This is a genomic window from Thiocapsa imhoffii (assembly GCF_016583985.1).
Classification (GTDB): domain Bacteria; phylum Pseudomonadota; class Gammaproteobacteria; order Chromatiales; family Chromatiaceae; genus Thiocapsa; species Thiocapsa imhoffii.
Window position 1 is genome coordinate 1 of the sequence record NZ_NRSD01000009.1, and the last position, 26,911, is coordinate 26,911.

The window sequence follows — 26,911 nt, forward strand, 5'->3', positions numbered from 1 at the left end:
ACCCAACACCACTCCCTCCAACCCCCCCTCACCTCCCTGAGGAGCCGCGCATCCTAATCGAACCCACCTCAACACGTCAAGTACCCAACGCAAACAGATCCCACAACCACAAAACAAAGGACTGATGCGTTGGCGTTGCGCGTGGCCGCAGTGATTGACAGCGAGTGAGTTCCATCAAAGCACGACATGGTCGTGGGCTTTTAGCCGCGCGGCAGCCTCACATCTCCGAGCGGTCACTAACCGCGGCTGCCGGTGGCGCGTTCAGAATCTCGTCTGTACGTTTCGGTGTGCTGCAGAACCGCGGCCGATGTCGCCTCAGGAGTCACCGAGAGTTGAGAGACGCACCCGAGCAATCCGTCGCTTCCCAACTTGATAGATGTGCTGTGACTCGGCCGCCAGAGATAACTTCGGATCCTCGATTCGCTCTCCATCGACGCGAACCGCTCCCTGCGCAATCAACCGCAGGGCCTCGGAGGTGCTGCTCACCAAGCCAGCTTGTTTCAGCACATTGGCGATGGGCACCACGGAACCAGGCGCCACGCTTAGGTGTGTTTCGAGGATGTCTTCGGGAAGCGCGCCTCGCTGGAAGCGTGCGATGAAATCATCCCGTGCCTGGCGGGCCTTTTCCTGGCCGTGGAATCGTGCAACGAGTTCGATGCCCAGCTCGAACTTGACATCACGGGGATTCATGCCCTCGACCACGGCCTGTTTTAACCCTTGGATCTCGGCCAGATCACGGCGACTCAAGAGTTCGAAGTAGCGCCACATGAGATCGTCGGACACCGACATGATCTTGCCAAACATCTCCGCCGGTGCATCGGCAATCGCAATGTAGTTCCCAAGCGACTTCGACATCTTTTGCACGCCGTCGAGCCCCTCAAGGATCGGTAACGTGATCACAACCTGGGGGGGCTGGCCATACGCCTCTTGAAGCTGGCGCCCAACGAGAAGGTTGAACTTCTGGTCGGTTCCGCCGAGCTCCACATCCGCGTGGAGCGCCACTGAGTCGTAACCCTGGATCAGCGGGTAAATCAGCTCATGGATCGCGATCGGCTGACCGCTCTTGTAACGCTTGGCAAAGTCGTCCCGCTCGAGCATCCGCGCGACCGTGTGACGCGCTGCCAGTTGGATCAAACCCGCGGCGCCGAGTTGATCAAGCCACTCCGAGTTGAACACGACCCGGGTTCGCTCGGCATCCAGGATCTGGAAGACTTGCTCTTGATAGGTCTGAGCGTTGCGTGCAACGTCGTCTTCAGTCAGCGGCTTGCGTGTGGCACTCTTGCCGCTCGGATCACCGATCCGTCCAGTGAAGTCGCCGATGAGGAAAATGACGTCATGACCGAAATCCTGAAACTGGCGCAGCTTGTTCAGGAGGACCGTGTGGCCGAGGTGCAGGTCGGGAGCGGTTGGATCGAAGCCAGCTTTGATCCTAAGGGGGCGATTGAGAGCTAATTTTTGCCTCAGTGTATCCTCAAGAAGGATCTCGTCGGTGCCGTGCTTGATCAAATCAAGCAGATCTTGTCGGTTATCCGTCATGATGCACTCGTACTCTGCCGCAGATGTGATGGGCCGTGAGGGTACGACGCGCCCGACCACACCTCAAGATGAGCTTCGATGTGCCCCCGAGCCAAGAGCCGCTTAGGGTGTTCAGCAAACCGGTTTGGGACTAAACTGACACCTTGATCGAAAGCGTCATATTTTTCCGAGTCTTGTGCTTTTTTGACTATGCGCGATTATAAATTTCGGCAGACCGAGTGGCCACGTCGCAGGACACGCGGAAACACCCTCCGGTTCCTCTCCATCGGGCTTGGACTCGTCGCGCTCGGTCTTTTACTGTTCACGGCGTTCCAATGGTGGTCGGACCCGTCACAGCCGATCAGTTCAGATGTGAGGCCCGCTGATCCACGGATCATCCCGCTTGCGATCCCGCCCATCCGATCCTCGGAGGAGTGACGGTCCGTGGTCTCGTGACGAGCGGGCCTATCGCGTGATGTCTGATTCCCCAGACCGGATGTCCCGACGGGGTCATCGCGCGCAGCATAAGGATCAGTTTGACGCCGTGGGGACGCGGCTCATGTCAAGTGGAGAAGGAAGAACCACACCCGCAGGTCGTGGTCGCGTTTGGATTGCGGATCACAAACTGTGCGCCCTGCAATCCTTCGGTGTAGTCGATCTCGGACCCTGCGAGATACTGCAGACTCATCGGATCGATCAGAAGCGTCACGCCGTCGGTGACGACCTCGGTGTCACCATCCTGGACGTCTTCATCAAACGTGAAGCCGTACTGGAAACCCGAACATCCCCCACCCTGAATATAGACTCGCAGCATCAGTGATGGATTGCCCTCTGCGGCGATCAGCTGCGCGACTTTCGATGCAGCGGATTGAGTGAAGACCAGCGGTTGCTCTGCTACGACTTCGGTCATCTAGGGGTCTCCTACGGGAGTTTAGACTGATAAACAGAGCTTAACCTATAGTGTATCCAGCGCCTTTTCAAGCGCGTACCACCACCGAAACGCGCTACGAAACCTGACCGCATCCATCGCTCGTTCACTCCTCGTGTGGTCTCCACGAACATGACGAGTACGCTGACGTCGACCACTCCGCGTTGAGCAAACCACTACGCGACCCGCCGCCCGATTCTGGCAGCCCATCGCCGCGCTTTGACCCTCCCACACCGCTGAACAAGCCCAATCCAGCGACTGCTCGTACAGGGCTCCTCCCCAGCGATCGGATCTTCACCCCTGCCTGCCCTCACCAAGTGCATCCATCCGCATGTCGCATGAGGACACATGAAACGACGCCCCTCCATCAACCGACAGCCAGCCGACTCGTGCAGACGATGATCCCCTGTGGTCAAACCTGTCGACGAAGATGAGGACAGGATTGTGGATAAGCTGTCAGGAACATGGACCGCGAAATCCAGACACCGCTTATTCACAGGTTACGCATCCTAATCCAGCTCTACTTCCGATCTAATTTTAGAATAAAAACATAGCTTTAAGAGGAATCAATTTTATCCACAGGCCTTATTATCATTACTAGTCTTAAAATTAAAGTTGTCATAATGTGAGCGTCCGGACAGCACCGAAGAAACTTACGGACCAATTGGAACGCGGTAGAATCACGAAGATGGATGTCTCGACCTTGCTCGACTCACTCAACGACGCTCAGCGTGCGGCCGTGGCGTCCACAGATGCGAACCTGCTCGTTCTGGCTGGCGCGGGATCGGGGAAAACACGTGTGCTGGTCCACCGGATAGCCTGGCTCGTTCAGGTTGAGCAGGTACCGAATCACGCCATCTTGGCGGTGACCTTCACGAACAAGGCCGCACGCGAGATGCGTGCCCGGATCGAGACCATGCTCGGAGCATCTGTCGCGGGCATGTGGGTTGGGACCTTCCATGGCCTCGCCCATCGCTTCCTCAGAGCGCACTGGCAGGATGCTGGATTACCCCAACATTTCCAGATTCTGGATGCGGATGAACAGTTTCGTTTGATCAAGCGCGTGCTCAAGGCCTTGCAACTCGACGAGGCACGTTGGCCCCCCCGTCAGATCCAAGGCTTCATCAATCACCAAAAAGATGACGGGTTGCGACCGCACCACCTAGATGGGCAGGGAGATTACGGTCTCGACACGATGATCGGGATCTATCGGCAGTATGAGGAAGAGCGCACGCGCTCGGGACTACTCGATTTTGCTGATCTGCTGCTGAGCACGCTCGAACTCTTGCGCGAGCGCACGGACATCCTGGCCCATTACCAGCGGCGTTTCACACAGATCCTGGTGGACGAGTTCCAGGATACCAACGCCATCCAATACGCCTGGTTGCGGCTTTTATCGGGTCGCAATGACAATCTCTTTGCCGTGGGCGACGATGATCAGTCCATCTATGGCTGGCGTGGCGCGCGCGTCGAAAATATCCAATCCTTTCAGCGTGATTACCCCAACACTCAGGTTGTTCGCCTGGAACAGAACTACCGCTCGAGTGGCAACATCCTCGCAGCCGCCAACGCACTCATCGCCCACAACCCCTCGCGACTCGGCAAGACGCTCTGGACGCAAGACGTTGAAGGAGAGCCGATTCGACGCTACACGGCGTTCAATGAGGTCGACGAGGCCCGCTTCGTGGTTGATCGGATCCGTCATTTGATCGCGGACGAGGGGCATCGGCGCAGTGACTGTGCCATCCTCTACCGAACAACAGCGCAGTCGCGCCTTTTTGAGGAGGCGCTACTGCATGCTCAGATTCCGTACCGCATCTACGGTGGACTCCGGTTCTTCGAGCGCGCGGAGATTCGTGATGCCCTCGCGTACCTCCGTCTGATCCTGAATCAAGACGATGACGCCGCGTTTGAGCGGGCTGTTAATACCCCGAATCGCGGAATTGGCTCACGGACCCTGGATCTGGTGCGCCAGCAGGCGCTGACGGCACGTGTTTCGCTCTGGCAGGCTGCTCAGGAGTTGGCGAACAAGGCGGCCCTGGGGCCACGCGCGACGCATGCCGTTCAAGGATTTCTCGAATTTGTTGCGAGCCAGCGTGATACGCGCCAGGCATGTGCCCTGCCAGAGTTCGTCCGCATCCTGCTCGAGCAGGCGCAGCTCGCGGATTTCTATGCGAAGAGCAAGGATGGCAAGGGCCAAGACCGCATCGAGAACCTTGAACAGTTCGTCGATACCGCAGCCCGTTTCGACGAGGATCATCACCCGGACGAAGGCGACGTGCTCACCGCCTTCCTCGCTCATGCCGCCCTGGAGTCTGGCGACACCAGGGATGATACGGACGTGGAAGGCGTGCAACTCATGACCTTACACAGCGCGAAAGGCCTGGAGTTCCCGATCGTCTTCTTGGTCGGGGTGGAAGAAGGGCTCTTTCCCCATAGCCTATCGGCCGAGGATCCAGCGCGATTGGAAGAGGAGCGGCGACTGTGCTACGTGGGCATGACCCGAGCCATGCAACAACTCTACTTGACGCACGCGGAAAGTCGGCGACTATACGGACGTGAAGACCGAGCCATGCCCTCCCGATTCCTTCGGGAAATCCCGAAGGAACTGATTGAGGATTTGCGCGCGCGCGGTCCGGCACGGCGTGCAAGCGCTCACGCCACCTCGTCCTCTCAAGCCGATACGGCCGCCTTTCGACTGGGACAACAGGTCATCCATCCAACCTTTGGCGAGGGGGTGGTCCTCCAAAGCGAAGGCCGAGGCACGGCGGCGCGGATCCAAGTCAACTTTCGGGGCGTCGGCTCAAAGTGGTTGATTTTGGCCTATGCTCGGCTGCAACCGATCGATTGAATGATGGCCGGGTAGTCGGACGGGCTGCGCCAGACCATCACCGCAAACCCTAACCTTGCAATGACACCGGGACATCATGTCTGAAACCGAACGATTCGAAGACCTTCTGAAACAGTTCGATCAAGCCCATCCGACCAGCGGCACCGGAGAACCCGCGATTGGCGCCAAGGTCAAGGGCGTCTTGGTTGCGCTCAGTGACGAGTTTGGTTTCATCGATCTCGGGGGCAAGTCAGAGGGCCGAATCGATCGGTCCGCCCTACACAACGCCGACGGGGTTTTGACGGTCGGTCTCGGAGACACCGTTGAAACACAGGTCACCGGCAAGGATGCAGACACGGGGATGCTGTTACTTGGGAGTCAGCACGGCCAGCGCTATCACGGAATCGAGGAGGCCGAACGTGCGTATCGGCAGGGGGCTCCGGTCCAGGGCCAAGTCAGCGCAGCGGTCAAGGGCGGTCTTGAGGTGCAGATCGCAGGGTTGCGGGCCTTTTGTCCTGCCTCTCAGATCGATCTCAAATTCATCGACGATCTGACGGAACTCGTCGGGCTCAGGTTCGACTTCCGCATCACCAAACTCGAGGGTGGCCGACGTCCTAATCTGGTCGTCTCGCGCCGAGTCCTGCTCGAGGAAGAGCAGCGGTTGCGTGCAGAGGCGACACGCGCGCAACTCACCGAAGGGGCCGTGCTTCCTGGCGTCGTCAGCAGCTTGCAAGACTATGGCGCATTTGTCGATATCGGTGGATTGGAAGGCATGGTCCACATCAGCGAATTAGCATTCGGGCACGTGAAGCATCCCAGCGAGATCCTGACGGTTGGACAACCGGTTACAGTTTGTGTGTTGCGAATCGACCCACCGAGTGGGCCGACGGGACGTGAAAAGATCGCGCTCTCGATTCGCGCGCTTGCCCGCAACCCTTGGCAAGATGCCGTGGATCGGTATCCCATCGGTGAGCGAGTGCGGGGTCGTGTCAGCCGATTACAACCCTTCGGTGCCTTTGTCGAGCTCGAGTCTGGGATTGAAGGGCTAGTGCATATCAGCGAATTGGGAGCCGAACGGCGAGTCCACCATCCGAGTGAGGTCTTGAACGCTGGCGACGAGATCGCAGTGACGATCCTTGGTGTGGATCTTGAGCGTCGTCGCATCAGCCTCTCGCTCGAGCCAGCCAGTCCCAGCCCGGAGTCACTCGCTCGTGCATCCCCGACATCAGGGCAACCGTCCGAGACCATGCCGTCACCCGCGCTTGGCAGTTTTGGCATGCTTTTGAAAGAAACCATCTCAAAAAAGCAATCGAAATAGTGTCGTCGCGAACGCGATCCGTGGGTGTGATTCGAGAGCAAGCAGACGAAAGGCGAGGACGGACATGCAACGTCGACAACTGATTCGGGGACTGGGCGCAACCTCCCTGGCGCTTGGCGCCTTCGCCGGCGGAGTCGGCAACGCCCAGTCGAAGAGTCAATTTCGCTGGAAGATGGTCACGGCGTGGCCCAAAAATTTCCCCGGCCTTGGAACAGGGGCCAATACATTAGCGGATCTGATCGGTGAAATGAGCGGTGGTCGCATCGAGATCAGGGTCTTCGGTGCCGGAGAGCTCGTTCCCGCCTTTGAAATTTTCGATGCCGTCTCCCGCGGCACTGCGGAGATGGGGCATGGTTCCGCCTACTACTGGAAAGGAAAGAGTGAAGCGGCGCAGTTCTTTACCACCGTTCCGTTCGGTTTGACCGCGCAAGAAATCAACGGCTGGATCTTCTACGGTGGAGGCCTAGAGCTCTGGAAGGAACTGTATGCGGAATTTGGTCTCATCCCGGCACCCTGCGGCAATACAGGCGTGCAGATGGGTGGCTGGTTCAACAAAGAAATCAACAGTGTTGAGGATTTGAAGGGACTCAAAATGCGCATCCCAGGCCTTGGTGGAGAAGTGCTCGCGAGGGCCGGCGGCACACCCGTGAATCTTCCCGGTGGTGAGCTCTTCAGCGCGCTCCAGAAGGGGACCATCGATGCCACCGAGTGGGTCGGACCCTACAACGACCTGAGCTTCGGCCTCTACAAAGCCGCGAAGTACTATTACTACCCGGGCTGGCACGAGCCCGGTGCGATCCTTGAGGCCCTCATCAATAAAAAAGCCCTCGAGACCCTCCCCGCCGACCTGCAAGCCATTGTTCTCAATGCCTGCCGGGTCGCCAATCAAGACATGCTCGCCGAATACAGTGCCCGCGATCCCGTTGCATTGCAGACCTTGCTGACCAAACACAATGTCGAACTCCGGCGTTTCCCCCCAGACGTGCTCGCACGTTTGCGGACGATCTCAGATGAGGTCGTCGCGGAGGTCGGGCAGCGGGATCCCTTGGCCTCCCGTGTTTACAGTTCCTACAAGAAATTTCTTAATCAAAGCAAGGAGTGGAGCCGTCTCGCGGAACTTGCCTATCTGCAAGCACGCGATCAGACGACGTGACGCCTTCCCAGCCGCCGCTGGCACTCTATGTCCACCTGCCCTGGTGTGTGAGCAAGTGCCCTTACTGCGATTTCAACTCGCACAAGGAGTCATCCCCTCCGTTCGAGGCGTATGTCGATCGGCTGCTCCAGGATCTGGACCAGGAGCGAATGCTGCCGGCGGCTCAACGCCCCGTGACGTCGATCTATCTCGGCGGGGGAACGCCAAGCCTATTCCCTGGTGCGTCTGTCCAGCGGTTGCTTGACGGGATTCGGGCGCGCTGTCGTCTTCACTCAGGGCTCGAGATCACCTTGGAGGCCAACCCGGGAACCACGGATGCCAGTCGACTTGCCGCCTATCGTCGTGCGGGTGTCAACCGACTCTCGATCGGAGCGCAAAGCCTGTCCCCGCGGGCCCTGTTGGCTCTCGGTCGCATCCACGACCAGCGCGACATCATCGAAACCGTTCGCGCCGCGCGCGCGGTTGGCTTTGAACAGATCAATCTTGACATGATGTTTGGGCTTCCAGGCCAAGATCGAGCCGGCGCGAGGCAGGATTTAGAAGCGCTCATCGCGCTCGCACCCGAGCACATTTCCTATTACCAGCTGACCATCGAGCCACAGACTCGCTTCGAGGCATGTCCGCCGCGGTTACCCGATCCGGATACGATGGCTGACATGGCCGATCAGGGTCGCGCGCTGCTCGCGCAAGCAGGCTTTCGTCAGTACGAGGTCTCGGCCTACGCACGCCCAGGCGCACGCTGTCAACACAACCTTAATTACTGGCGATTCGGTGATTATCTGGGCCTGGGTGCCGGGGCTCATGGCAAGCTCACGCATCATGACGACACCACCGTGCACTCTTGGCGGGTCACGCGCCGTGTCAAACGACGGCATCCAAAGGCGTACCTGGACGCGGTCGTGTGTGATCTGTCCGAGAGCTGGGAGTTGGATGCGGACGATCTCGTCTTGGAGTTTGCGCTCAATTCCTTGCGGCTGACGCAAGGGTTCGAACGCGACCTCTTCACCAGGGTCACCAACCAACCCTGGTCACGGATTGCAGGGCCACTGCGACTGGCCGAGCAAGACGGTTTGATCCGCATCCGGCAGGGCGTTGTCCAACCAACCGATCTCGGTCGCCGCTTTCTCGACGACCTGGTTGCGCGCTTTCTGCCGGTCACGCCATCCCGGAGTGGCGCGCACCTGAATCCTCCTCATCTGATTCGTTCCGACGGATGTGGCACCGCCGCGAGTTGAGAACACTCGATCCTGAACGCGCCGTCCGCGCGACACGAGGTTAATGAGGACGGATCCTGTGGTTGCCTCGTCACGGGTCAGCGTTGTATGCTTATGCGCTTCGTTGTTTTTTTGTGCCCAAAGCGGGCCAGCGCCAAGGTCATCATGAAAGAAGGCATCCACCCCAATTACAACGACGTCAAAGTGGTCTGCAGTTGTGGAAACGAATTCACGACTCGCTCCACCCTGGGCAAGGAGATGCATGTGGAGGTGTGCTCCGCTTGCCATCCGTTCTATACCGGGAAGCAGAAAGTGCTCGACACAGCAGGGCGCGTCGATAAGTTCCGACGCAAGTACGCGCGCTGAGACCCGATTCGGGTGTCGGATCGCACCCGGTCGGTTTCAGACCAAACCCCGATCCCTTAACGTCCCACATTGCTACACACCAGACGTTTCTTCCTGTCTGCCGCGTGATCACCGTGCGATCGCGACCCTCTACTGTGTCGTGTCTCGCCGCGCCAGAAGTTGTCGCACCGTGGCCAACGCCCTCAAGAGTTGGTCAGCGTACGACGTCCGTCAGATCGTCCCTCCGAACAGGCTGCGCCTCGGCAACGGGGATCAACCCCATCCGTCATCGCGGATGCAAGGACCCACCTCGCGATTGTGATGAGAGAGTTGCTCGAGTTCTCCCTGAAAGTCAAAGAGAGCGGTGTAAGATAATACCCGTCGAGCGCTCACCCGGTGGTCCGCTCGGCGTTTGACCCGCTGCAGGTCGAGTTGGCGCGCTGGTTTCGCGCGACCCCGGCCTTTGCGCCACTGATCGGAGAGACCGTCATTTGAACAAAATCACTATCATCGGTGCCGGCCGTGTCGGCGAGACAACGGCCCAAATCCTCGCCGAAAAAGAACTCTGTCGTGAGATCGCACTCCTGGATGTGCGCGAAGGCATTCCAGAGGGCATCGCGCTCGACATCCTGCAAACGGGGCCTTTTTTTGAGTTCGATTGCTCGGTGAACGGCAGCAACGATCCGCAGATCCTGCGGGACTCCGAGTTGGTCATCGTCACCGCAGGGTTGGCCCGAAAACCCGGCATGTCGCGCTCGGACGTCCTGGAAGCGAACGTCAGGATCATTGATGCGGTGACCGACCAGATCCTTGAGTATGCGCCGGATGCGATGGTGCTCATGGTTTCCAACCCCGTCGATACCCTGACGTATCGCTTCGCGCAGCGCAGCGGCTGGGAACGTCGGCGGATCTTTGGCCAAGCCGGGGTCCTGGACGCGTCCCGTATGGCAAGCTTCATCGCGCAGGAAACTGGATTCTCCACACTGGACATCACCACCATGGTGCTTGGTGGACACGGAGATACCATGGTGCCCGTCCCACGATTCTGCACCATCAATGGTATCCCCATTTCAACGTTCATTTCCGAAGAGCGGATCGCTGCCATCATGGAGCGCACCCGGCAAGGCGGCGCCGAGATCCTAGCGTTACGAAAGAACTCGAGCGCTTACGATGCCCCGGGGGCCGCCGTGGCCGCGATGGTCGATGCCATCGTGAACAACCGCCGGCGTTTACTCTCCTGTGTGGCGCTGCTCGAAGGCGAATATGGTGAAACCGATCTCGCGATGGGGGTGCCCTGTATTCTCGGCGAGAAAGGCATGGAATCCATCGTGGAACTGTCACTGAATCCTGGCGAACGTGCGGATTTCGACCGCTCCGTCGCATCGGTGCGGGGTGACATTGACCGCCTTCGCGCGATCTCTTCAACACAAGAGTTGGAGTGATATTTGCTTTATTGCTTGACTCTCTGGCCAAGTCAGCGGACGGGGCAGAGGTGTGAGGGTCGTCCGGTCGCTCGTGCCAGGGACTGACTGGACGACTCCCATGATGATGCGGTTGAGATCTGAAACGAACCATCACAGCCTGACGCGAGATATTGTCACGTTAGACTAGGAGCCGAGCTCATGGCGAACCAAACGATTACCCTCACCAATAATGCCACTGGGGAGAGCTTCGAATTCCCGTTACGCTCGGGTAGCATTGGACCAGCCTCCGCGGATATCACGTCACTCTATAAAGAAGCCGGGATCTTCACCTATGATCCAGGCTTCATGTCTACCGCCAGCTGTCACAGTGCCATCACCTATATCGATGGCGAGCAGGGCACGCTTCTCTATCGCGGCTATCCCATCGAACAACTTGCAACCAAGGCGAGTTTTTTAGAAGTCGCCTATCTCTTGTTGAACGGCGAGCTCCCGAACGAACCCGAATTGGTCTCATTCGAGAAGCTGATCACACGCCACACCATGTTGAATGAAAACCTCAAGAATTTCCTCGATGGTTTTCATTATGATGCACACCCGATGGCCATCTTGATCGGCGTCGTCGGCTCTCTCTCCGCCTTCTATCATGACTCGCTCAGCGTCAACGATGCACGTCATCGTGAGATTTCCGCCCATCGCTTGATCGCGAAGCTTCCAACGATTGCCGCCGCGGCCTTCAAGCACAACGTCGGCGAACCCATCATGTATCCGCGCAATGACTTACGATACTGCGCGAACTTCCTACACATGATGTTCGCGACGCCATGCGAGGATTACAAACCAACCCTCATCGCCGAGAAGGCGATGAATCTGTTGTTCATCCTCCACGCGGATCATGAGCAGAATGCAAGTACCTCAACGGTCCGGCTCGCGGGCAGTTCCGGGGCTAATCCGTTCGCTTGCATCGCTGCGGGGATCGCCTCACTCTGGGGGCCGGCGCATGGTGGGGCAAACGAAGCCGTTCTCGATATGCTCCATGAGATCGGTGATGTCAAAAATGTTCAGTACTTCATGGAAAAGGCGAAGGACAAGGATGATCCATTTCGCCTGATGGGATTCGGGCATCGCGTCTACAAAAATTATGATCCCCGCGCCAAGATCATCCGTGAGGTTTGTCATCAGGTTCTCGAGGAGCTTGCCGATACCAACAACCCGCTCTTCGAGTTGGCCATGAAGCTCGAGGAAATTGCCCTCAGCGATGACTATTTCGTGGAACGCAAACTCTATCCAAACGTCGATTTTTATTCAGGGATCATCTATCAAGCCTTGGGGATCCCACGCAATATGTTCACCGTCATGTTCGCCGTCGCCCGGACCGTTGGCTGGGTCTCACATTGGCTTGAAATGATGTCCGATCCTAACAATCGCATCGGGCGCCCGCGTCAGATCTATCACGGACCAACCCAACGGGATTATCTGCCGATCTCGAAACGGTAAGCTGGGACAGACCCGCGTTGCACCATCATTGAGCATTCAGCGACAGTGCATCCGCACTGATCGGGTGCTCCAGTCAACGGCATCTCGCCGGAACTTGGAGCACTAGAAGGCGTTATCCTCGTGCGCCTCAGCCGCGAGCAAACGTGCGACCGCCTCGCGATCAGCGCCGCGAATGGGCCGTTCCGTCATGGGGTCGAGCGGCAGCATGCGCTGGCCACTCAGGGGCAGAACGACCAGTTCGATCGCGACGTCCCCGGCGAGGAAAGCGAAGGCCGGATGCGTCCGACGCGTCCCATCCGGATACCGCAAGACCCGCTCCTCAGCACGCCAAGGGATCCCGCGATCGAGGAGCAAGAACAACACGGCCTCGGGATCCGCCGCAAACAACAAGAGCTCGACCCCTTCGTGTGGACCGAGTGCACCGCTCAGGGCGCCACCGATGAGTCGCGGCGCGAAGGGGGCAAGCGTCTCCATCGCCTGCAGGGCCGCAGACCGTAAGTGGGATAGCTGCTGGGTTCCAGTGTCCCCCAGCAAGAGGCGCCGCCGAGCGAGGACCGCCTCGCGGATCGCCTCGTTGGTCGGCCAGCAGCGTCGATCAAGGATGCCGGTGCGTTCGGCAGCCTTCCGGCGTGCGCGATCATAATCGACGGCCCCTTGATCGAGGAGGATCCGGGCGGCCTCGTAGGCAAGTCGCTCACGTTGAGCGGAGAAGCGTTCTCTGGTGGACATGCGTTTCGACCTCGCGTCAGGCAGCCAGCGGTCCCTGTGGACCATTGGCCAGAGCAGCCAGCGGCACGAGCATGCGCCCGCGCGCCGTGCATTCCCATCGCTTCCGATTTTCATTAAGCTCATGTTTGCATGGAGCGCGCCTCCCGCTCGGGTGACCGTCTCCATTCCTGTTCGATCATACCGATGGTGAACCCGGCGCCGCACGGGTTGGCGTCGCACTGCAGGACTTTCGTTATGTTTGGCCTCACGCGCCAGAGGAAACCCACGATTGGGATCGACATCAGCTCGACGGCGATCAAGTTGATCGAGCTGTCCCAGTTGCCTAACGGGAGCGCCGCGACCTACCGCGTCGAGCATTACTCCATCGAGCCCATGCCGCCCGCTGCGGTGATCGAGAAGAAGATCGCCGATGTTGATCTCGCGGCCAAGGCGCTGAGTCGCGCCATCAGCCAGTCCGGGACGAAAGCAAAGCACGGGGCGGTCGCCGTCGCTGGATCGGCGGTGATCACGAAGGTGATCGCCATGGCGGCGACCCTCAAGGACGCGGATATCGAGAGTCAAATCCAGCTCGAGGCCGATCAGTACATCCCCTACCCATTGGAAGAGGTCAACCTAGACTTTCAGGTCGTTGGGCCCACCAAGGGTAACCCCTCGATGGTCGATGTGCTGCTCGTGGCCTCGCGCCAAGAGAATGTCGATGATCGGGTCAGCGTTTTGGAGGGCGCGGACGTGATGGCGACCGTCGTTGACGTCGAGGCCTATGCGATGGAGAACGCTTGTGATGTGATCATCGCCTCCGATCCAGAGGCCGGATCAGCCGCCACGCTCGCCGTGGCGGACGTTGGGTCCGCGACGACAACGCTTTATGTGCTGCGAGAAGGTCAGATCGTCTACACTCGTGAGCAGAATTTTGGCGGCCAACAACTCTTGGATGAGGTCCAGCGGCGCTACAGTCTGGCCCGCGACGTGGCGATGCAGAAAATCGTCGATGGCGATGTTGCCGAGGGCTATGCGACGGACGTGCTCGCGCCCTTCAAGGAGGCCCTTTCGCAGCAAATTGGCCGGGCGCTGCAATTTTTCTACTCGGGCACAAGCTACAATCGCGTTGATCACATCCTGCTCGCTGGCCGGCCCGCGAGTCTTCCGGGAATCGATCAGCTCGTGAGCGAACGCCTCAATATCCCGGCGGAGGTCGCCAATCCCTTCAGGCACATGTCACTCGCCCCGGGGATCAAGGCTCAAGAGCTGATGCGCGCGGCGCCCGGGATGATGATCGCGGTTGGTTTGGCGTTGCGAGGCTTCGATTAGATGACACGGATCAACCTCCTCCCTTGGCGTGACGCTGCGCGCAAACGCAGACTCATCGAATTCGCGATCGCCGGCGGTATCGCACTGACCTGCACCTTGGTGCTGGCGTTTTTGGTCCACCTCGAAATCGAGGGGCGGATCGAGAATCAGCTCGCCCGCAATCGTGTCCTTGAGGGCGAGATCACGGAACTGAACCGACAGATTACCGAGATTCAGGATCTCGAGAAGATCAAATCCGATCTCTTATCGCGCATGCAGATCATTCAACGGCTCCAAGAAAGTCGCCCTGAGATCGTCAAGCTGTTCGACGCCTTGGTGACGACTGTTCCCGATGGGGTCTATCTGACACGCCTCGATCAAACCGGCCGTTCGGTGATCGTCGAGGGCCGCGCCCAATCCAACGAGCGGGTGTCGGCCTTCATGCGCAATATCGAAGCCTCGGATTGGATTGGCCGTCCCAACCTCTTGTTGATCGAGCATCGAGATAACACGGGGACTGGGCTGAGCCATTTTCGCTTGAGCTTCCAACAGATGATTCCGCCATCCCAGCTGTCCGCGAACGTCCTTCCCGTCGCTCGAAACCGCGCAGGTGCCGCGATGTCGAACGATCGACGGGCCCCTCTCGCACACCGCTCGAGCATCGGTTAGCCGACTGCGCGGAGGCCCGTCATGGACTTGAACGAGCTCAATGAGCTGGATCTCAATGCGATCGGCGAATGGCCGATCCCCATCAAGGTGGTCGTGATTCTCATTGCCAGCTTGGCTGTAGCGGGGGCCGTCTACTACTTCGACACCGAGGAACAGCTCGTCCGCCTCGAGCGCGCGGCCACGACCGAGCGTGATCTCCGCGCATCATTTGAAAGCAAGCAGCGCAAGGCGGCGAATCTTGATGAGTATCGTCAGCAAGTCGAAGAGATGACGGAGTCGTTCGGGGCGATGCTCCGGCAACTGCCGAATCGAACCGAAGTGGCCTCCTTACTGGTCGATGTCTCACGTACCGGATTGGCCGCGGGACTGGAGTTTGAGCTGTTTCAACCGGGTAATGAACAGATCAAGGATTTCTATGCTGAATTGCCGATTCAGATTCGGGTGACTGGAACCTACCCGGATTTTGGTCGGTTCGTCAGCGGGTTGGCGGCACTTTCGCGCATTGTGACGGTGCATGACATTCGGATCACCGAGGGTGGCGGAACGCGGGCTAGGGGCGGCGACCGCCTGACGCTAGAGGCCTCTGTCAAGACATATCGTTATCTTGACGAGGATGCCTCCTGATGCCGAAACAGGCACGACTGCTTGGGCATGCCCTGCGTGCGCTGGCCGTCGTCGGGCTTTTGGTGGGATGTGAGCAGTCAGGGATGTCCGATCTGCGTGAGTACATCAAAGAGGTCAAGGCGCGCCCCCCCGGGCGAATCGAACCCTTACCTGAGATCGAAGCAGTTGAGGGCTTTGTCTTCGACCCGCGCGATCGGCGCGATCCGTTCGTGATGGACCGCCAGACGACCGAGATCACGTCCGATGGCGCAAGCCTGGCTCCGGATCCCAACCGGCCCAAGGAACAGCTGGAGCAGTTTCCGTTGACGGATCTCAACATGGTCGGGACCCTACAGCAGGAAAACGGGGCGCTTTGGGCATTGGTGCGAACCAAAACGGGACAGCTCTATCGTGTGCAGGTTGGCAACTATGTGGGCCAGAACAACGGCCAGATCGTGGCGATCAAGCCTGATGTCATGCGCATCGTGGAGATCGTCTTGGAGGCGTCCGGTGAGTGGCGCGAGAACGAGCAAGTGATTCCGCTGACCAAGCCATAGGATGAAGCCTGTTGTGACAGATCGCAACGATCGGACGCCACCGTCCCGAGACCCCGCATCGCATTCAGTTCGCTGGCGCGCAAGCTGGGTGCTGCTTGGACTCATTTGGTTCTGGAGCTGGGCGCACGCCGCCCGCGCAGTCGAACTCACGGATGTGCAATTCGCGGCGCAGCCCGGCAATCGGGTCGAGATCGATCTGCGTTTTTCCGGACCCGTCAGCGCGCCGCAAACCTTCGATACGATCTCACCGGCGCGGATCGCGCTCGATTTCGCGGGAGTGCGCAACGGACTCGATCGCCGCGCCATCCCGATCGGGGTCGGCGCCGTACATAGCCTGGTTGCCGTCGAGGCAAGTGATCGGTCCCGCGTCGTCATCAACCTCAACGACTCGGTTCCCTACGAGGTAACAACCGATGGGGACCGCGTGCGGATCGCCGTCGACTCGCGGATCGCCTCACCCCTAGCACGATCCGCGGCGCCGGCACCGAGTCCCGAACAGGCCAGTCGTCCGCCACCACCGCCCTGGGCGCGACAGGCCGCGGAGACGGGATCGGCCCCCGGGCCCAATGTGCGTGACATCGATTTTCGCCGCGGCCCACAGGGCGAGGGGCGGGTTCTGATCGAACTGCCCAGCCCGACGACCCGCGTCACGGTGCGCGAAGAAGGGACCCGGGTTCTGGTTGAGCTACTCGACACCTCACTCCCACAGCGACTCTTTCGACGCCTCGACGTCATCGATTTCGGGACGCCCGTGACGGCGGTGGAGTCCCGTCCCAGAGGCCGCAATGTCGACGTGACGGTGCTCACCGGCGGTGAATTCGAATACATGGCCTACCAATCGGACACCCTCTTCACCCTGGAGCTGCGCCCGCTGACCGCCGCGGAGAAGGAGCGCCTTGCGCGTGAACGCATGGTCTACGATGGCGAGCGGCTCTCACTGAATTTTCAGGACATCGAGGTTCGGGCCGTTCTACAGTTGCTAGCCGATTTCACGGATCTCAACCTGGTCGCGAGTGACTCAGTAGACGGCAGCATTACCTTAAGACTCAAGAATGTTCCTTGGGATCAAGCGCTTGACATCATTTTACAGACCAAGAATCTGGCCAAGCGCCAAGAAGGCAATGTCATCATGGTCGGTCCCTTCGAGGAGATCGTCGGGTTTGAGGAGAGGACGCTGAGCGCGGATCAGCGACTCGAGGAGCTGGCGCCCATTCGCTCGGAGTTCATCCCGATTCAATTCGCTAAGGCAGCCGAGATTGCGGCCTTCATCCGCGGCGCATCGAGCGTTCAGTCGAGTGTCAGCGCTCAGGGTCGAGTCGACTCGATAGGTCGAGATGCGCAGCAATTCGATCGCACCATCACTGAAGCGACCAAGGACTCGATCTTGACGCCGGGGCGCGGCAGCGTCACCTTCGACGAACGCACCAACACCATCTTGGTGATGGATACAGCGGCACGGCTCGACGAGATTCGCACCATTGTCGCGCGCTTGGATATTCCGGTTCGTCAGGTGATGATCGAGTCCCGGGTCGTGATCGCGAATAATGATTTCACCCGTGACCTTGGCGTGCGGTTTGGTCTGGCCACATCCATGGGCGCCATTGGTAGCAACGAGATGTTGATTGGCGGCGGCATGGCCGGCAACGCCCCTGGATGGGGTGGTTATGATGCAGGTCCCTTCGGTCTCAACACGCTCGGGCTTCCAAATAACTCGATCATCTTAAATCCCGGCGAGGATCTCCCTCTGGAATACCCAACCTCGGCGACCCCCTCCCTCCTCGTCAACCTCCCCGCGCGGCTGGCCGAGAATCGCGGCAGTGCGGTGAATTTCCTGATTGGCCGGGTCGGCTCCTATCTCTTGCAACTGGAACTGTCCGCGATGCAACGCGAGGGGCGTGGGGAGGTGATTTCGAGTCCCCGCGTCATCACCTCGGATCAGAAGGAGGCAAAGATCGAGGTTGGGAAGAAGATTCCCTACTCGACGGTCTCGCAAGATGGAACGAATGTTCAGTTCGAGAACGCGACCCTGAGTCTCAAGGTGACCCCAGCGATCACCCCGGACGACCGGATCATCATGGATCTGATCGTCACCAAAGACGAACCCGACTTTCTGCGCACGGCCGCCGATGGGACACCGACGATTAACACCCGCGAGATCGAAACACGGGTCTTGGTCGACAATGGCGAGACCGTGGTGTTAGGTGGCGTCTATGAACGCACTCGAACCGTTGCCAAGGAACAGGTGCCCTGGCTGGGAGACATCCCGGTCATGGGCCGATTATTCAAACAAGAATTTCGGGAGGACAACAACTCGGAACTCTTGATTTTCGTGACCCCGAAGATCCTGAAAGGGGATCTCGTGGTGAACTGATCGCATAAGCGACCCACAACGTCCACCACGCAGGTCTGAGATGGTGCAACCGAGCCCAGTCGACGGGCTCCACGCGGGACATGACGGGCCGAATCGGAGAGCGACATGACGACCTGCAGGAACACCTCGCCTTCTAGACCTTGCCCAAGCGGTGAAAATCTGGCATACCTTGCCCTATGATGCGCGCACAGAACATCTTTATCGTCGGCCCAATGGGTGCCGGCAAGAGCACCGTCGGTCGACAACTGTCCTCGACCCTGTCTTACACCTTCAAAGATAGTGACCAGGAGATTCAGCGCCGCACAGGTGTCGACATCCCCACCATCTTCGAATTCGAGGGGGAGGCCGGGTTTCGTGCCCGCGAGCGCCAGGTGATCGAAGAGCTGGTCAGTGAGGAACGGATCGTGCTGGCCACCGGAGGTGGTGTCATTCTGTCCCCCGAGAACCGGCAGGATCTCGCCGCGCGGGGCGTGGTCATCTATCTGCACTGTAGCCCCGAGCAACAGTATGCCCGCACCGCACGGGATCGGAACCGACCGCTGTTGGAGACCGAGGACCCGCTGCAACGTTTGCGCGAGCTGATGGAGGAGCGCGAGCCTCTGTATCGTCAAGTCGCCGACATGGTCGTCTCCACCGAGAAACGTGGGACCAGTTCCGTGGTCAAGGAAATCTGCCGACGCCTTGAGTCCGAGGAGATTTGATCGCCGCGACGCCACGCCTCATCGCAGCCGTGTCCGATCAAGCGGCCTCACCGGAGTATCCACATGACCTGGAGTTTGAGTGTTGCCCTCGCGGAACGCGCCTACCCCATCCACATCGGGACTGGACTGATCGGCGATCGCGACCTCTATCAGCCCCATCTCAGCAGCTCCCAGGTCATGATCGTCACCAACGAGACGGTCGGACCCTTGTATCGCGACGCGGTCCTTGGGGCACTTGAGGGCTATCAGGTTGCGGAGGTCGTGCTACCCGATGGCGAGCAGTTCAAGACACTCGAAGTCTGGAATCGCATCTTCGACGCTCTCCTGCAAGCCCGCTTTGGTCGCGATTGCACCCTGATTGCGCTCGGTGGTGGTGTGGTAGGTGACATGGCCGGTTTCGCCGCGGCCTGCTATCAGCGCGGGGTGGGGTTCATCCAGGTGCCGACCACACTGCTTGCGCAGGTTGATTCCTCGGTTGGCGGCAAGACCGGAATCAACCACCCAGCCGGCAAAAACATGATCGGCGCCTTCCATCAGCCGCGCGCGGTGATTGCCGATACCGCGACCCTGGCGACCTTGCCACAGCGTGAGCTGTCGGCTGGGCTTGCCGAAGTCATCAAATACGGACTGATCCGAGACGACGCCTTTCTGTCATGGCTCGAAGCCCACATGGCTGAACTGCTCGCACGCGACCCAGACGCCATTGCCTACGTCATTCGACGCTCCTGCGAGATCAAGGCGGAGATCGTTGCCGCCGATGAGCATGAAGCCGGGCAACGTGCGCTCTTGAACCTTGGCCACACCTTCGGCCATGCGATCGAAACCGCCTCCGGCTATGGCGCCTGGCTGCACGGTGAAGCGGTTGGTGTGGGCATGTGTCTGGCGGCGGATCTGTCGATGCGCCTGGGTTGGATGACCGATACCGACTTAGCGCGGGTGCGGCGTCTGGTGACGAGTGCGGGTCTGCCCACGGCTGCGCCGGCCGATCTCACACCGGAACAGTTCATGGAGCATATGTCCGTCGACAAGAAGATTCAGGATGGTCGTTTGCGCCTGGTGCTCATGCGTTATCCAGGCGAGGCGCTGGTGACGGCGGACATCGATCCAGACCTTCTTTACGCGACCCTCGCGGTTGCATCGGAATGAGGCATGCGCCTCCATTTGGTTCAACCAGCGTCCAGATTGCACGATATTCGACCACTCATCCTTCGAGATGCGTGGCGTGTCTGTTCCAACCCGGCGAGTCAGGACGAACCGACGCGATTTCAGGCTGGTGCGACGGCGTCGCACGCGCGATGAGACGCCCATGATGGCCACGGCAGTCGAAGCGTGGCACGACATCTGCTAAATTACCCCACCTCGCGGTCGTTCAGTGAACGCGGAACACCACCCACCGCTGTCGTGTCGAACCGCTCCCAGTGCGGACCATGTGCTCATGCGGGGTCTCTCGCCAACCTGATCGATGTGAGTCCGTTGTTCGACACCATGACTTGCTCGCCGAGCGCGGGGGCGGGATTGTGGCACTCGACGCGGACTGCGACAATCACGCACAGCCTACAAGGTGTAAGCGCAGCGCTTGCGACTACACAATCATTCAGTTGAAGCTCCCGGATCAGCGAGGTCATCGATGAGCCTTCGTGCCTACCCGCCCGCACAGGGTCTCTACGACCCTGCGAACGAACGCGATGCCTGCGGCGTCGGCTTCGTTTGCAATATCAAGAATGTGAAAAGCCATGCCATCGTGCGGCAAGGACTCGAAATCCTTGAGCGCCTCGCCCATCGAGGCGCGGTCGGCGCAGACCCGAAAGCAGGCGACGGCGCGGGGATCCTCGTCCAGATTCCAGACGCCTTTCTGCGCGCGCAGGTGTCATTCGAGCTGCCGCCTATCGGTGAATATGGGGTTGGCATGATTTTCCTGCCGCAAGACGCCGATGCGCGCGGGCACATGCAGGAAATCGTCGCGCGGCAAATGGCGGCTGGTGGGCAAAGGCTCTTGGGTTGGCGCGATGTGCCGGTCGACAACAGCGACCTCGGCCCGAGTGTGCTGCCATCGGAGCCGATGATCCGACAGGTCTTCGTGGCCCGTTCAGCCGATTGCGCCGATCAGGATGCGTTCGAGCGCAAGCTCTTCGTCATCCGCAAACGGATGGACAACGAGATTCGCCAGGCAGGATTCGATCAGACCGCCTTCTACACCGCATCGCTGTCCTCGCGAACACTGAACTATAAAGGGATGCTGCTGGCGGATCAGGTTGGCAAGTATTACCGCGATCTGAGCGATGAGCGCTTTACCTCGGCGATTGCCCTCGTGCATCAGCGCTTCTCCACCAATACCTTCCCGACCTGGGATCTGGCGCAACCCTTTCGGATGATCTGCCACAACGGCGAGATCAACACCTTACGCGGCAACGTCAACTGGATGGCGGCACGCCGACACACCATGCGTTCGGAGATCCTCGGTGAGGATCTCGATACCATCTGGCCGTTGATCCCGGAGGGTCAGTCCGACTCGGCCTGCTTCGACAATGCGCTTGAATTGCTCGTCATGGGTGGCTACTCACTCGCGCATGCCATGATGATCCTGATCCCCGAAGCCTGGACCGGCAACCGCTTGATGGATGAGAAGCGGCGTGCCTTCTACGAATACCACACCGCCCTGATGGAACCCTGGGATGGACCCGCCGCGGTTGCCTTCACCGATGGGCGTCAGATCGGTGCCACCCTTGATCGCAATGGACTGCGACCGGCGCGCTATCTTGTGACCAAGGACGACCTAGTGGTGATGGCGTCGGAGATGGGCGTGCTCGACATCGCCGAGGAACGCATCATCAAGAAGTGGCGGCTGCAGCCGGGGAAGATGCTCCTGATCGATCTCGAACAAGGGCGCATCATCGACGACGCCGAGATCAAGACCCAGCTCGCCGAGGCCAAGCCCTATGGTGAGTGGTTGAAACAAACGCAGATCCGCCTCGACGAACTGCCGACCAGTGTCGGGCCCATGTCGCCGGACGACGCGACCCTGCTCGATGCCCAGCAGGCGTTCGGTTACACCCAGGAGGACATTAAGTTCCTGCTGACGCCGATGATCCTGACCGGGCAGGAGGCGGTTGGCTCGATGGGCGCGGACAACCCGCCCTCGGTCCTGTCCAGCCGGCCCAAACACCTGTCGACCTACTTTAAGCAGAACTTCGCTCAGGTCACCAATCCGCCGATCGATCCGATTCGCGAGGAATTGGTGATGTCGCTGGTGTGCATGATCGGACCACGTCCCAATCTGCTTGGCATCAATGACGCGGGCAAGAACTGGCGTCTTGAGACCCCGCAGCCGGTTCTCACCAACCAGGATCTGGAACGCATCCGCCACATCGAGTACAGCGCCGGCGCGGCCTTCCGCACCCGCACACTGCACATGGTCTATCTGGCGACCGAAGGGGCCGATGGGATGGCGCCGGCCCTGGAGCGGCTGTGCGAACAGGCTGAGCAGGCGGTCTTGGCCGGTTACAACATCCTGATCCTGTCTGATCGCAACACCAACCTCGACCACATCCCCATTCCGGCGCTGCTGGCGACCTCCTCGGTTCACCATCACCTGATTCGGCGCGGTCTGCGCACGAGTTCGGGGATCGTCGTGGAGACTGGTGCCGCGCTCGAGGTCCATCATTTCGCGACCTTGGAGGGTTATGGCGCCGAGGCAATCAACCCGTATTTGGCCTTCGATACCATTCAGTCCCTGCTTCCGCATTTGTCCGAGCCCCTCACTTTCGAGGAGGCACAGAAGCGCTACATCAAGGCGATCGGAAAGGGACTGCTGAAGGTGATGTCGAAGATGGGCATCTCCATGCTGGAGTCCTATTGCGGTGCGCAGATCTTCGACGCGATCGGGCTTGATTCACGCTTCGTGCAGCAGTATTTCACCGGCACCCAATCCAAGATCGAAGGGATCGGGCTGCGCGAGGTGGCCGAGGAAACCGTGCGTTGGCACACGCAAGCTTACGGACGCGAACAAATCTATCGCAAGCATCTCGACGTGGGGGGCGATTACGCCTATCGGCTGCGGGGTGAGGACCATGTCTGGACACCCGAGACGATCTCGAAACTCCAACATGCCACGCGGTCGAACAGCTTCCAAAGCTTTGCTGAATATTCCAAATTGATCAACGATCAATCCGAGCGGCTCCTGACGCTGCGTGGTCTGATGGAGTTCAAGTTCGCAGACCAACCCATTCCACTCGACGAGGTCGAGCCGGCGCGAGAGATCGTGAAGCGCTTTGCCACCGGGGCCATGTCGTTCGGTTCGATCTCGCCCGAGGCCCATGCGACCCTCGCCCGCGCCATGAATGCCATCGGGGGCAAATCCAACACCGGAGAAGGGGGCGAGGAGCCTGAGCGGTTTCGTCCCCTGCCGGATGGCTCGAGCAACCCCGAACGCTCGGCGATCAAGCAGGTCGCCTCGGGCCGCTTTGGCGTGACCGCCGAGTATCTGGTCAACGCCGATGATATCCAGATCAAGATCGCGCAAGGGGCGAAACCAGGTGAAGGCGGTCAACTGCCGGGGCACAAGGTCAGTCCCCAGATCGCGCGGGTGCGTCATTCCACTCCGGGTGTCGGACTCATCTCGCCACCACCGCACCACGATATCTACTCGATCGAGGACCTCGCTCAACTGATCCACGACCTCAAGAACGTCAATCCTCGTGCGCGGATCTCGGTGAAATTGGTCTCGGAGGTGGGTGTCGGTACGGTCGCGGCGGGCGTATCCAAGGCCCACGCGGATCATGTCACCATCGCGGGCTATGACGGTGGGACCGGCGCGAGTCCGCTGACCTCGATCAAGCATGCGGGCTCACCCTGGGAGATCGGCCTCGCCGAAACCCACCAGACCTTGGTGCTGAACCGGCTGCGTGGGCGCATCGCGGTGCAGGTCGATGGGGGAATGCGCACGGGTCGGGATGTTGTCATCGGTGCCTTACTTGGCGCCGACGAATTTGGCTTCGCCACGGCACCCTTGATCGTCGAAGGCTGCATCATGATGCGTAAGTGCCATCTGAACACCTGTCCGGTTGGTGTGGCAACGCAAGACCCAGAACTCCGTCGACGCTTCACGGGTCAGCCGGAGCATGTCATCAACTTCTTCTTCTTCATCGCCGAGGAAGTGCGTCAGTTGATGGCGCAACTCGGGTTCCGCACGATGAACGAGATGATCGGGCACTCAGAACGGTTGGAGCTGCGCCATGCGATCGAGCATTGGAAGGCACGTGGCCTGGACTTTTCACGCTTGCTCGCGCAGCCACCGCAGGTTCCGGGTGTCGCCGTACACAACTGCGAGAGCCAGGACCATGGTCTCGAACAGGCTCTCGACCACGAGATGATTCGGCAAGCGCAGCCGGCCCTGGAGCGGGGTGAGGCGGTGCGGATCGAGACCGCCATCCGTAATTTTAATCGCAGCTTTGGCGCCATGTTGTCCGGTCGGCTGGCCGAACGTTATGGCCACGCCGGCCTCCCGGATGACACCATCCATATCAAGGCAACGGGTACGGGTGGCCAATCGTTCGGTGCCTGGGTTGCGCGGGGCGTGACCATCGAGCTCGAGGGTGAAGGGAACGACTATGTCGGCAAGGGACTCTCGGGGGGGCGGTTGATCATCTATCCGCCCGCGAACGCGGCGATCGATCGCGCCGAGGACAATATCATCGTCGGCAATACGGTCCTCTACGGAGCAATCAGTGGCGAATGCTTCTTCCGTGGCGTCGCGGGTGAACGCTTCTGCGTGCGCAACTCAGGGGCCATCGCCGTCGTGGAAGGAGTTGGCGATCATGGCTGCGAGTACATGACCGGCGGGATCGCGGTTGTCCTTGGCCCGACGGGACGCAACTTTGCCGCGGGCATGTCCGGCGGCATCGCCTATGTGCTCGACGAGGATGGCAGTTTCGCGAACCGCTGCAATCTCGCCATGGTCGAACTCGAGCCGATTGCTGCCGAGGACGATCTTCTCGAGGCGCTCGATCATCAGGGTGGAGACCTGCAGACACACGGTCTGGTGGATGTGAGCGAGGATATGAGCCGACATGACGCGAAGCGGCTCAAACAACTCATCCTCCAGCATCTGCATTACACCAACTCGGCTGTGGCACGACGCATCCTCGATGATTGGGAGCGAATGTGCACGAAGTTTGTCAAGGTGATGCCGGTCGACTATCGACGTGCGCTCGAAACCATGCAGTTACGTCAAAGCCGTCCACCACAGCCGATCAAGCCGTCGAAGGGGATTATGGAACATGGGTAAGCCAACCGGTTTCATTGAGATCGATCGTCGAGACCGCCGTTATCAACCGGCCGCTGACCGTATCGTACACTACAACGAGTTCGTGGTTCCGCTCTCGGACCGGGAGGTTAGCGAACAGGGCGCCCGCTGTATGGACTGCGGGATTCCCTACTGTCATCAAGGATGTCCAGTCAACAATATCATTCCGGATTGGAACGATCTGGTTTATCACGATGACTGGCAAGCCGCGATCGAGGTGTTGCACTCGACGAATAACTTCCCGGAATTCACCGGTCGCATCTGTCCCGCCCCCTGCGAGGCGGCCTGCACCCTGAATCTCGATGACAAGCCGGTCGCGATCAAGACGATCGAATGTGCCATCGTCGATAAAGCCTGGCAGGAGGGTTGGATCAAACCCCAGGTGCCCGAGCGGCGCACCGGCAAGCAGGTTGCCGTGGTTGGCTCCGGACCCGCGGGCCTCGCCGTGGCACAACAGTTGGCGCGAGCCGGCCACCAGGTGCACTTGTTCGAGAAAGCGGACCGCATCGGCGGCCTCCTGCGCTACGGGATCCCTGATTTCAAGCTGAGCAAGAACTTGATCGATCGACGCATGGCGCAGATGCGAACCGAGGGCGTCGAGTTCTACACCAATGCCCACATCGGTGTCGACATCCCCGTGGCAAAACTGCGTACTGAGTATGATGCGGTGGTGCTGGCCGGTGGGTCAGAGAAGCCTCGTGATCTGGACATCCCCGGACGCCAGCTGTCCGGTATTCACTTCGCGATGGATTTTCTCACGCGCAACAGTAAACGGGTGCAGGGGTCTTATGTGCCTGATGAGGACTTCATCAGCGCGCACGGTCGGCATGTGGTCGTGATCGGTGGTGGCGATACCGGTTCGGATTGCATCGGGACGTCCAATCGTCACGGTGCAAAGTCGGTGACGCAGATCGAAATTCTCGATAAACCACCGGAAAAGGAGAATAAAGGGCTGACGTGGCCGAACTGGCCCAACCGGCTGCGCACCTCCAGCTCACAGGAAGAAGGCTGCGAACGACTCTGGAACGTTGCCTCGACAGAATTCGTCGGTGACGAGCAGGGCCGGGTCAAAGCCTTGCGATACGAGCTCGTGCGCTGGGAGCGTGTCGCAGGTGGACCCTGGACGATGCAGCGGGTACCGGATAGTGCCGGCGAGCTCAAAGCCGACTTGATCCTCCTCGCGATGGGGTTCGCGCATCCGATCCACGACGGCATGCTCGCTGAGCTGCGTGAGCAAGCCGGATTGACGTTCGATCCACGTGGCAATGTGCTCGGGAATACCGACGGCCCACAGGCCTATCACACCTCGGTCGAAGGTGTCTTTTGTGCGGGAGATATGCGGCGTGGGCAGTCACTCGTCGTCTGGGCGATTCGGGAGGGACGCCAATGCGCCCGGGCAGTGGATGAATGGCTCATGGGCCGATCCGATCTCGCGCGCTAGGGACCGATTCGCTGCTCCGATCTCAATGCCG

General features: G+C 59.7%; 19 protein-coding genes. 16 read left to right on the forward strand and 3 right to left on the reverse strand.

The window, feature by feature from the left end:
* Positions 1–315 precede the first annotated feature (315 nt).
* Together tyrS and erpA are read right to left on the reverse strand one after the other, a co-directional pair.
* Positions 316–1,536 (reverse strand): tyrosine--tRNA ligase, encoded by a 1,221-nt coding sequence (gene tyrS, locus CKO25_RS09925; RefSeq protein WP_200387781.1) that lies wholly within the window; start codon positions 1,534–1,536, stop codon positions 316–318.
* Positions 1,537–2,077: 541 nt separating this feature from the next.
* A complete protein-coding gene (gene erpA, locus CKO25_RS09930) occupies positions 2,078–2,425 on the reverse strand; it encodes an iron-sulfur cluster insertion protein ErpA (protein ID WP_200387782.1) in 348 nt (115 codons plus the stop codon).
* Between the two features lie 706 nt (positions 2,426–3,131).
* Between erpA and uvrD the strand changes: the two genes are divergently transcribed.
* The 7 genes from uvrD to CKO25_RS09965 all read left to right on the forward strand — a co-directional run bounded on the left by uvrD (position 3,132) and on the right by CKO25_RS09965 (position 12,221).
* A complete protein-coding gene (gene uvrD, locus CKO25_RS09935; protein ID WP_200387783.1) occupies positions 3,132–5,294 on the forward strand; it encodes a DNA helicase II in 2,163 nt (720 codons plus the stop codon).
* A gap of 76 nt (positions 5,295–5,370) precedes the next feature.
* Complete coding sequence (locus tag CKO25_RS09940) at positions 5,371–6,591, forward strand: 30S ribosomal protein S1 (RefSeq protein WP_200387784.1); 1,221 nt, start codon at positions 5,371–5,373, stop codon at positions 6,589–6,591.
* Positions 6,592–6,655: 64 nt separating this feature from the next.
* A complete protein-coding gene (locus CKO25_RS09945; protein WP_200387785.1) occupies positions 6,656–7,744 on the forward strand; it encodes a TRAP transporter substrate-binding protein in 1,089 nt (362 codons plus the stop codon).
* Positions 7,741–8,979 carry a radical SAM family heme chaperone HemW gene (gene hemW, locus CKO25_RS09950; protein ID WP_200387786.1) on the forward strand — a complete coding sequence of 413 codons (1,239 nt, stop codon included), beginning with the start codon at positions 7,741–7,743 and terminating at the stop codon, positions 8,977–8,979. The genes CKO25_RS09945 and hemW overlap by 4 nt, the downstream gene beginning before the upstream one ends.
* A gap of 144 nt (positions 8,980–9,123) precedes the next feature.
* Positions 9,124–9,324 (forward strand): 50S ribosomal protein L31, encoded by a 201-nt coding sequence (rpmE, locus tag CKO25_RS09955; RefSeq protein ID WP_200387787.1) that lies wholly within the window; start codon positions 9,124–9,126, stop codon positions 9,322–9,324.
* A gap of 470 nt (positions 9,325–9,794) precedes the next feature.
* A complete protein-coding gene (mdh, locus tag CKO25_RS09960; RefSeq protein ID WP_200387788.1) occupies positions 9,795–10,745 on the forward strand; it encodes a malate dehydrogenase in 951 nt (316 codons plus the stop codon).
* A gap of 180 nt (positions 10,746–10,925) precedes the next feature.
* Positions 10,926–12,221: a citrate synthase gene (locus CKO25_RS09965; protein ID WP_200387789.1), complete on the forward strand. Its 1,296-nt coding sequence runs from the start codon at positions 10,926–10,928 to the stop codon at positions 12,219–12,221.
* Positions 12,222–12,323: 102 nt separating this feature from the next.
* Here the strand turns inward: CKO25_RS09965 and CKO25_RS09970 are convergent, their stop codons facing one another.
* Complete coding sequence (locus tag CKO25_RS09970; protein ID WP_200387790.1) at positions 12,324–12,950, reverse strand: hypothetical protein; 627 nt, start codon at positions 12,948–12,950, stop codon at positions 12,324–12,326.
* Between the two features lie 234 nt (positions 12,951–13,184).
* Here CKO25_RS09970 and CKO25_RS09975 point away from each other — a divergent pair, with 234 nt between their 5' ends.
* From CKO25_RS09975 to CKO25_RS10015, 9 genes are all read left to right on the forward strand, one after another.
* Entirely contained in the window at positions 13,185–14,258 is a 1,074-nt protein-coding gene (locus CKO25_RS09975; protein WP_200387791.1) for a pilus assembly protein PilM, read from the forward strand.
* Positions 14,259–14,906 carry a PilN domain-containing protein gene (locus tag CKO25_RS09980; RefSeq protein ID WP_200387792.1) on the forward strand — a complete coding sequence of 216 codons (648 nt, stop codon included), beginning with the start codon at positions 14,259–14,261 and terminating at the stop codon, positions 14,904–14,906. It begins immediately after the preceding gene.
* A 21-nt stretch (positions 14,907–14,927) separates the two neighbouring features.
* Positions 14,928–15,530 (forward strand): type IV pilus inner membrane component PilO, encoded by a 603-nt coding sequence (locus CKO25_RS09985; protein ID WP_200387793.1) that lies wholly within the window; start codon positions 14,928–14,930, stop codon positions 15,528–15,530.
* Complete coding sequence (locus CKO25_RS09990) at positions 15,530–16,066, forward strand: pilus assembly protein PilP (RefSeq protein ID WP_200387794.1); 537 nt, start codon at positions 15,530–15,532, stop codon at positions 16,064–16,066. Before CKO25_RS09985 ends, CKO25_RS09990 begins: the two co-directional genes overlap by 1 nt.
* Positions 16,067–16,154: 88 nt before the next feature.
* Entirely contained in the window at positions 16,155–18,437 is a 2,283-nt protein-coding gene (locus CKO25_RS09995; protein WP_338115101.1) for a type IV pilus secretin PilQ, read from the forward strand.
* Positions 18,438–18,613: 176 nt separating this feature from the next.
* Complete coding sequence (gene aroK, locus CKO25_RS10000; protein WP_200387796.1) at positions 18,614–19,138, forward strand: shikimate kinase AroK; 525 nt, start codon at positions 18,614–18,616, stop codon at positions 19,136–19,138.
* 63 nt (positions 19,139–19,201) lie between these two features.
* Complete coding sequence (gene aroB, locus CKO25_RS10005) at positions 19,202–20,284, forward strand: 3-dehydroquinate synthase (RefSeq protein ID WP_200387797.1); 1,083 nt, start codon at positions 19,202–19,204, stop codon at positions 20,282–20,284.
* 481 nt (positions 20,285–20,765) lie between these two features.
* Complete coding sequence (gltB, locus tag CKO25_RS10010) at positions 20,766–25,421, forward strand: glutamate synthase large subunit (protein WP_200387798.1); 4,656 nt, start codon at positions 20,766–20,768, stop codon at positions 25,419–25,421.
* Positions 25,414–26,880 carry a glutamate synthase subunit beta gene (locus CKO25_RS10015; protein ID WP_200387799.1) on the forward strand — a complete coding sequence of 489 codons (1,467 nt, stop codon included), beginning with the start codon at positions 25,414–25,416 and terminating at the stop codon, positions 26,878–26,880. The genes gltB and CKO25_RS10015 overlap by 8 nt, the downstream gene beginning before the upstream one ends.
* Positions 26,881–26,911: the final 31 nt, after the last annotated feature.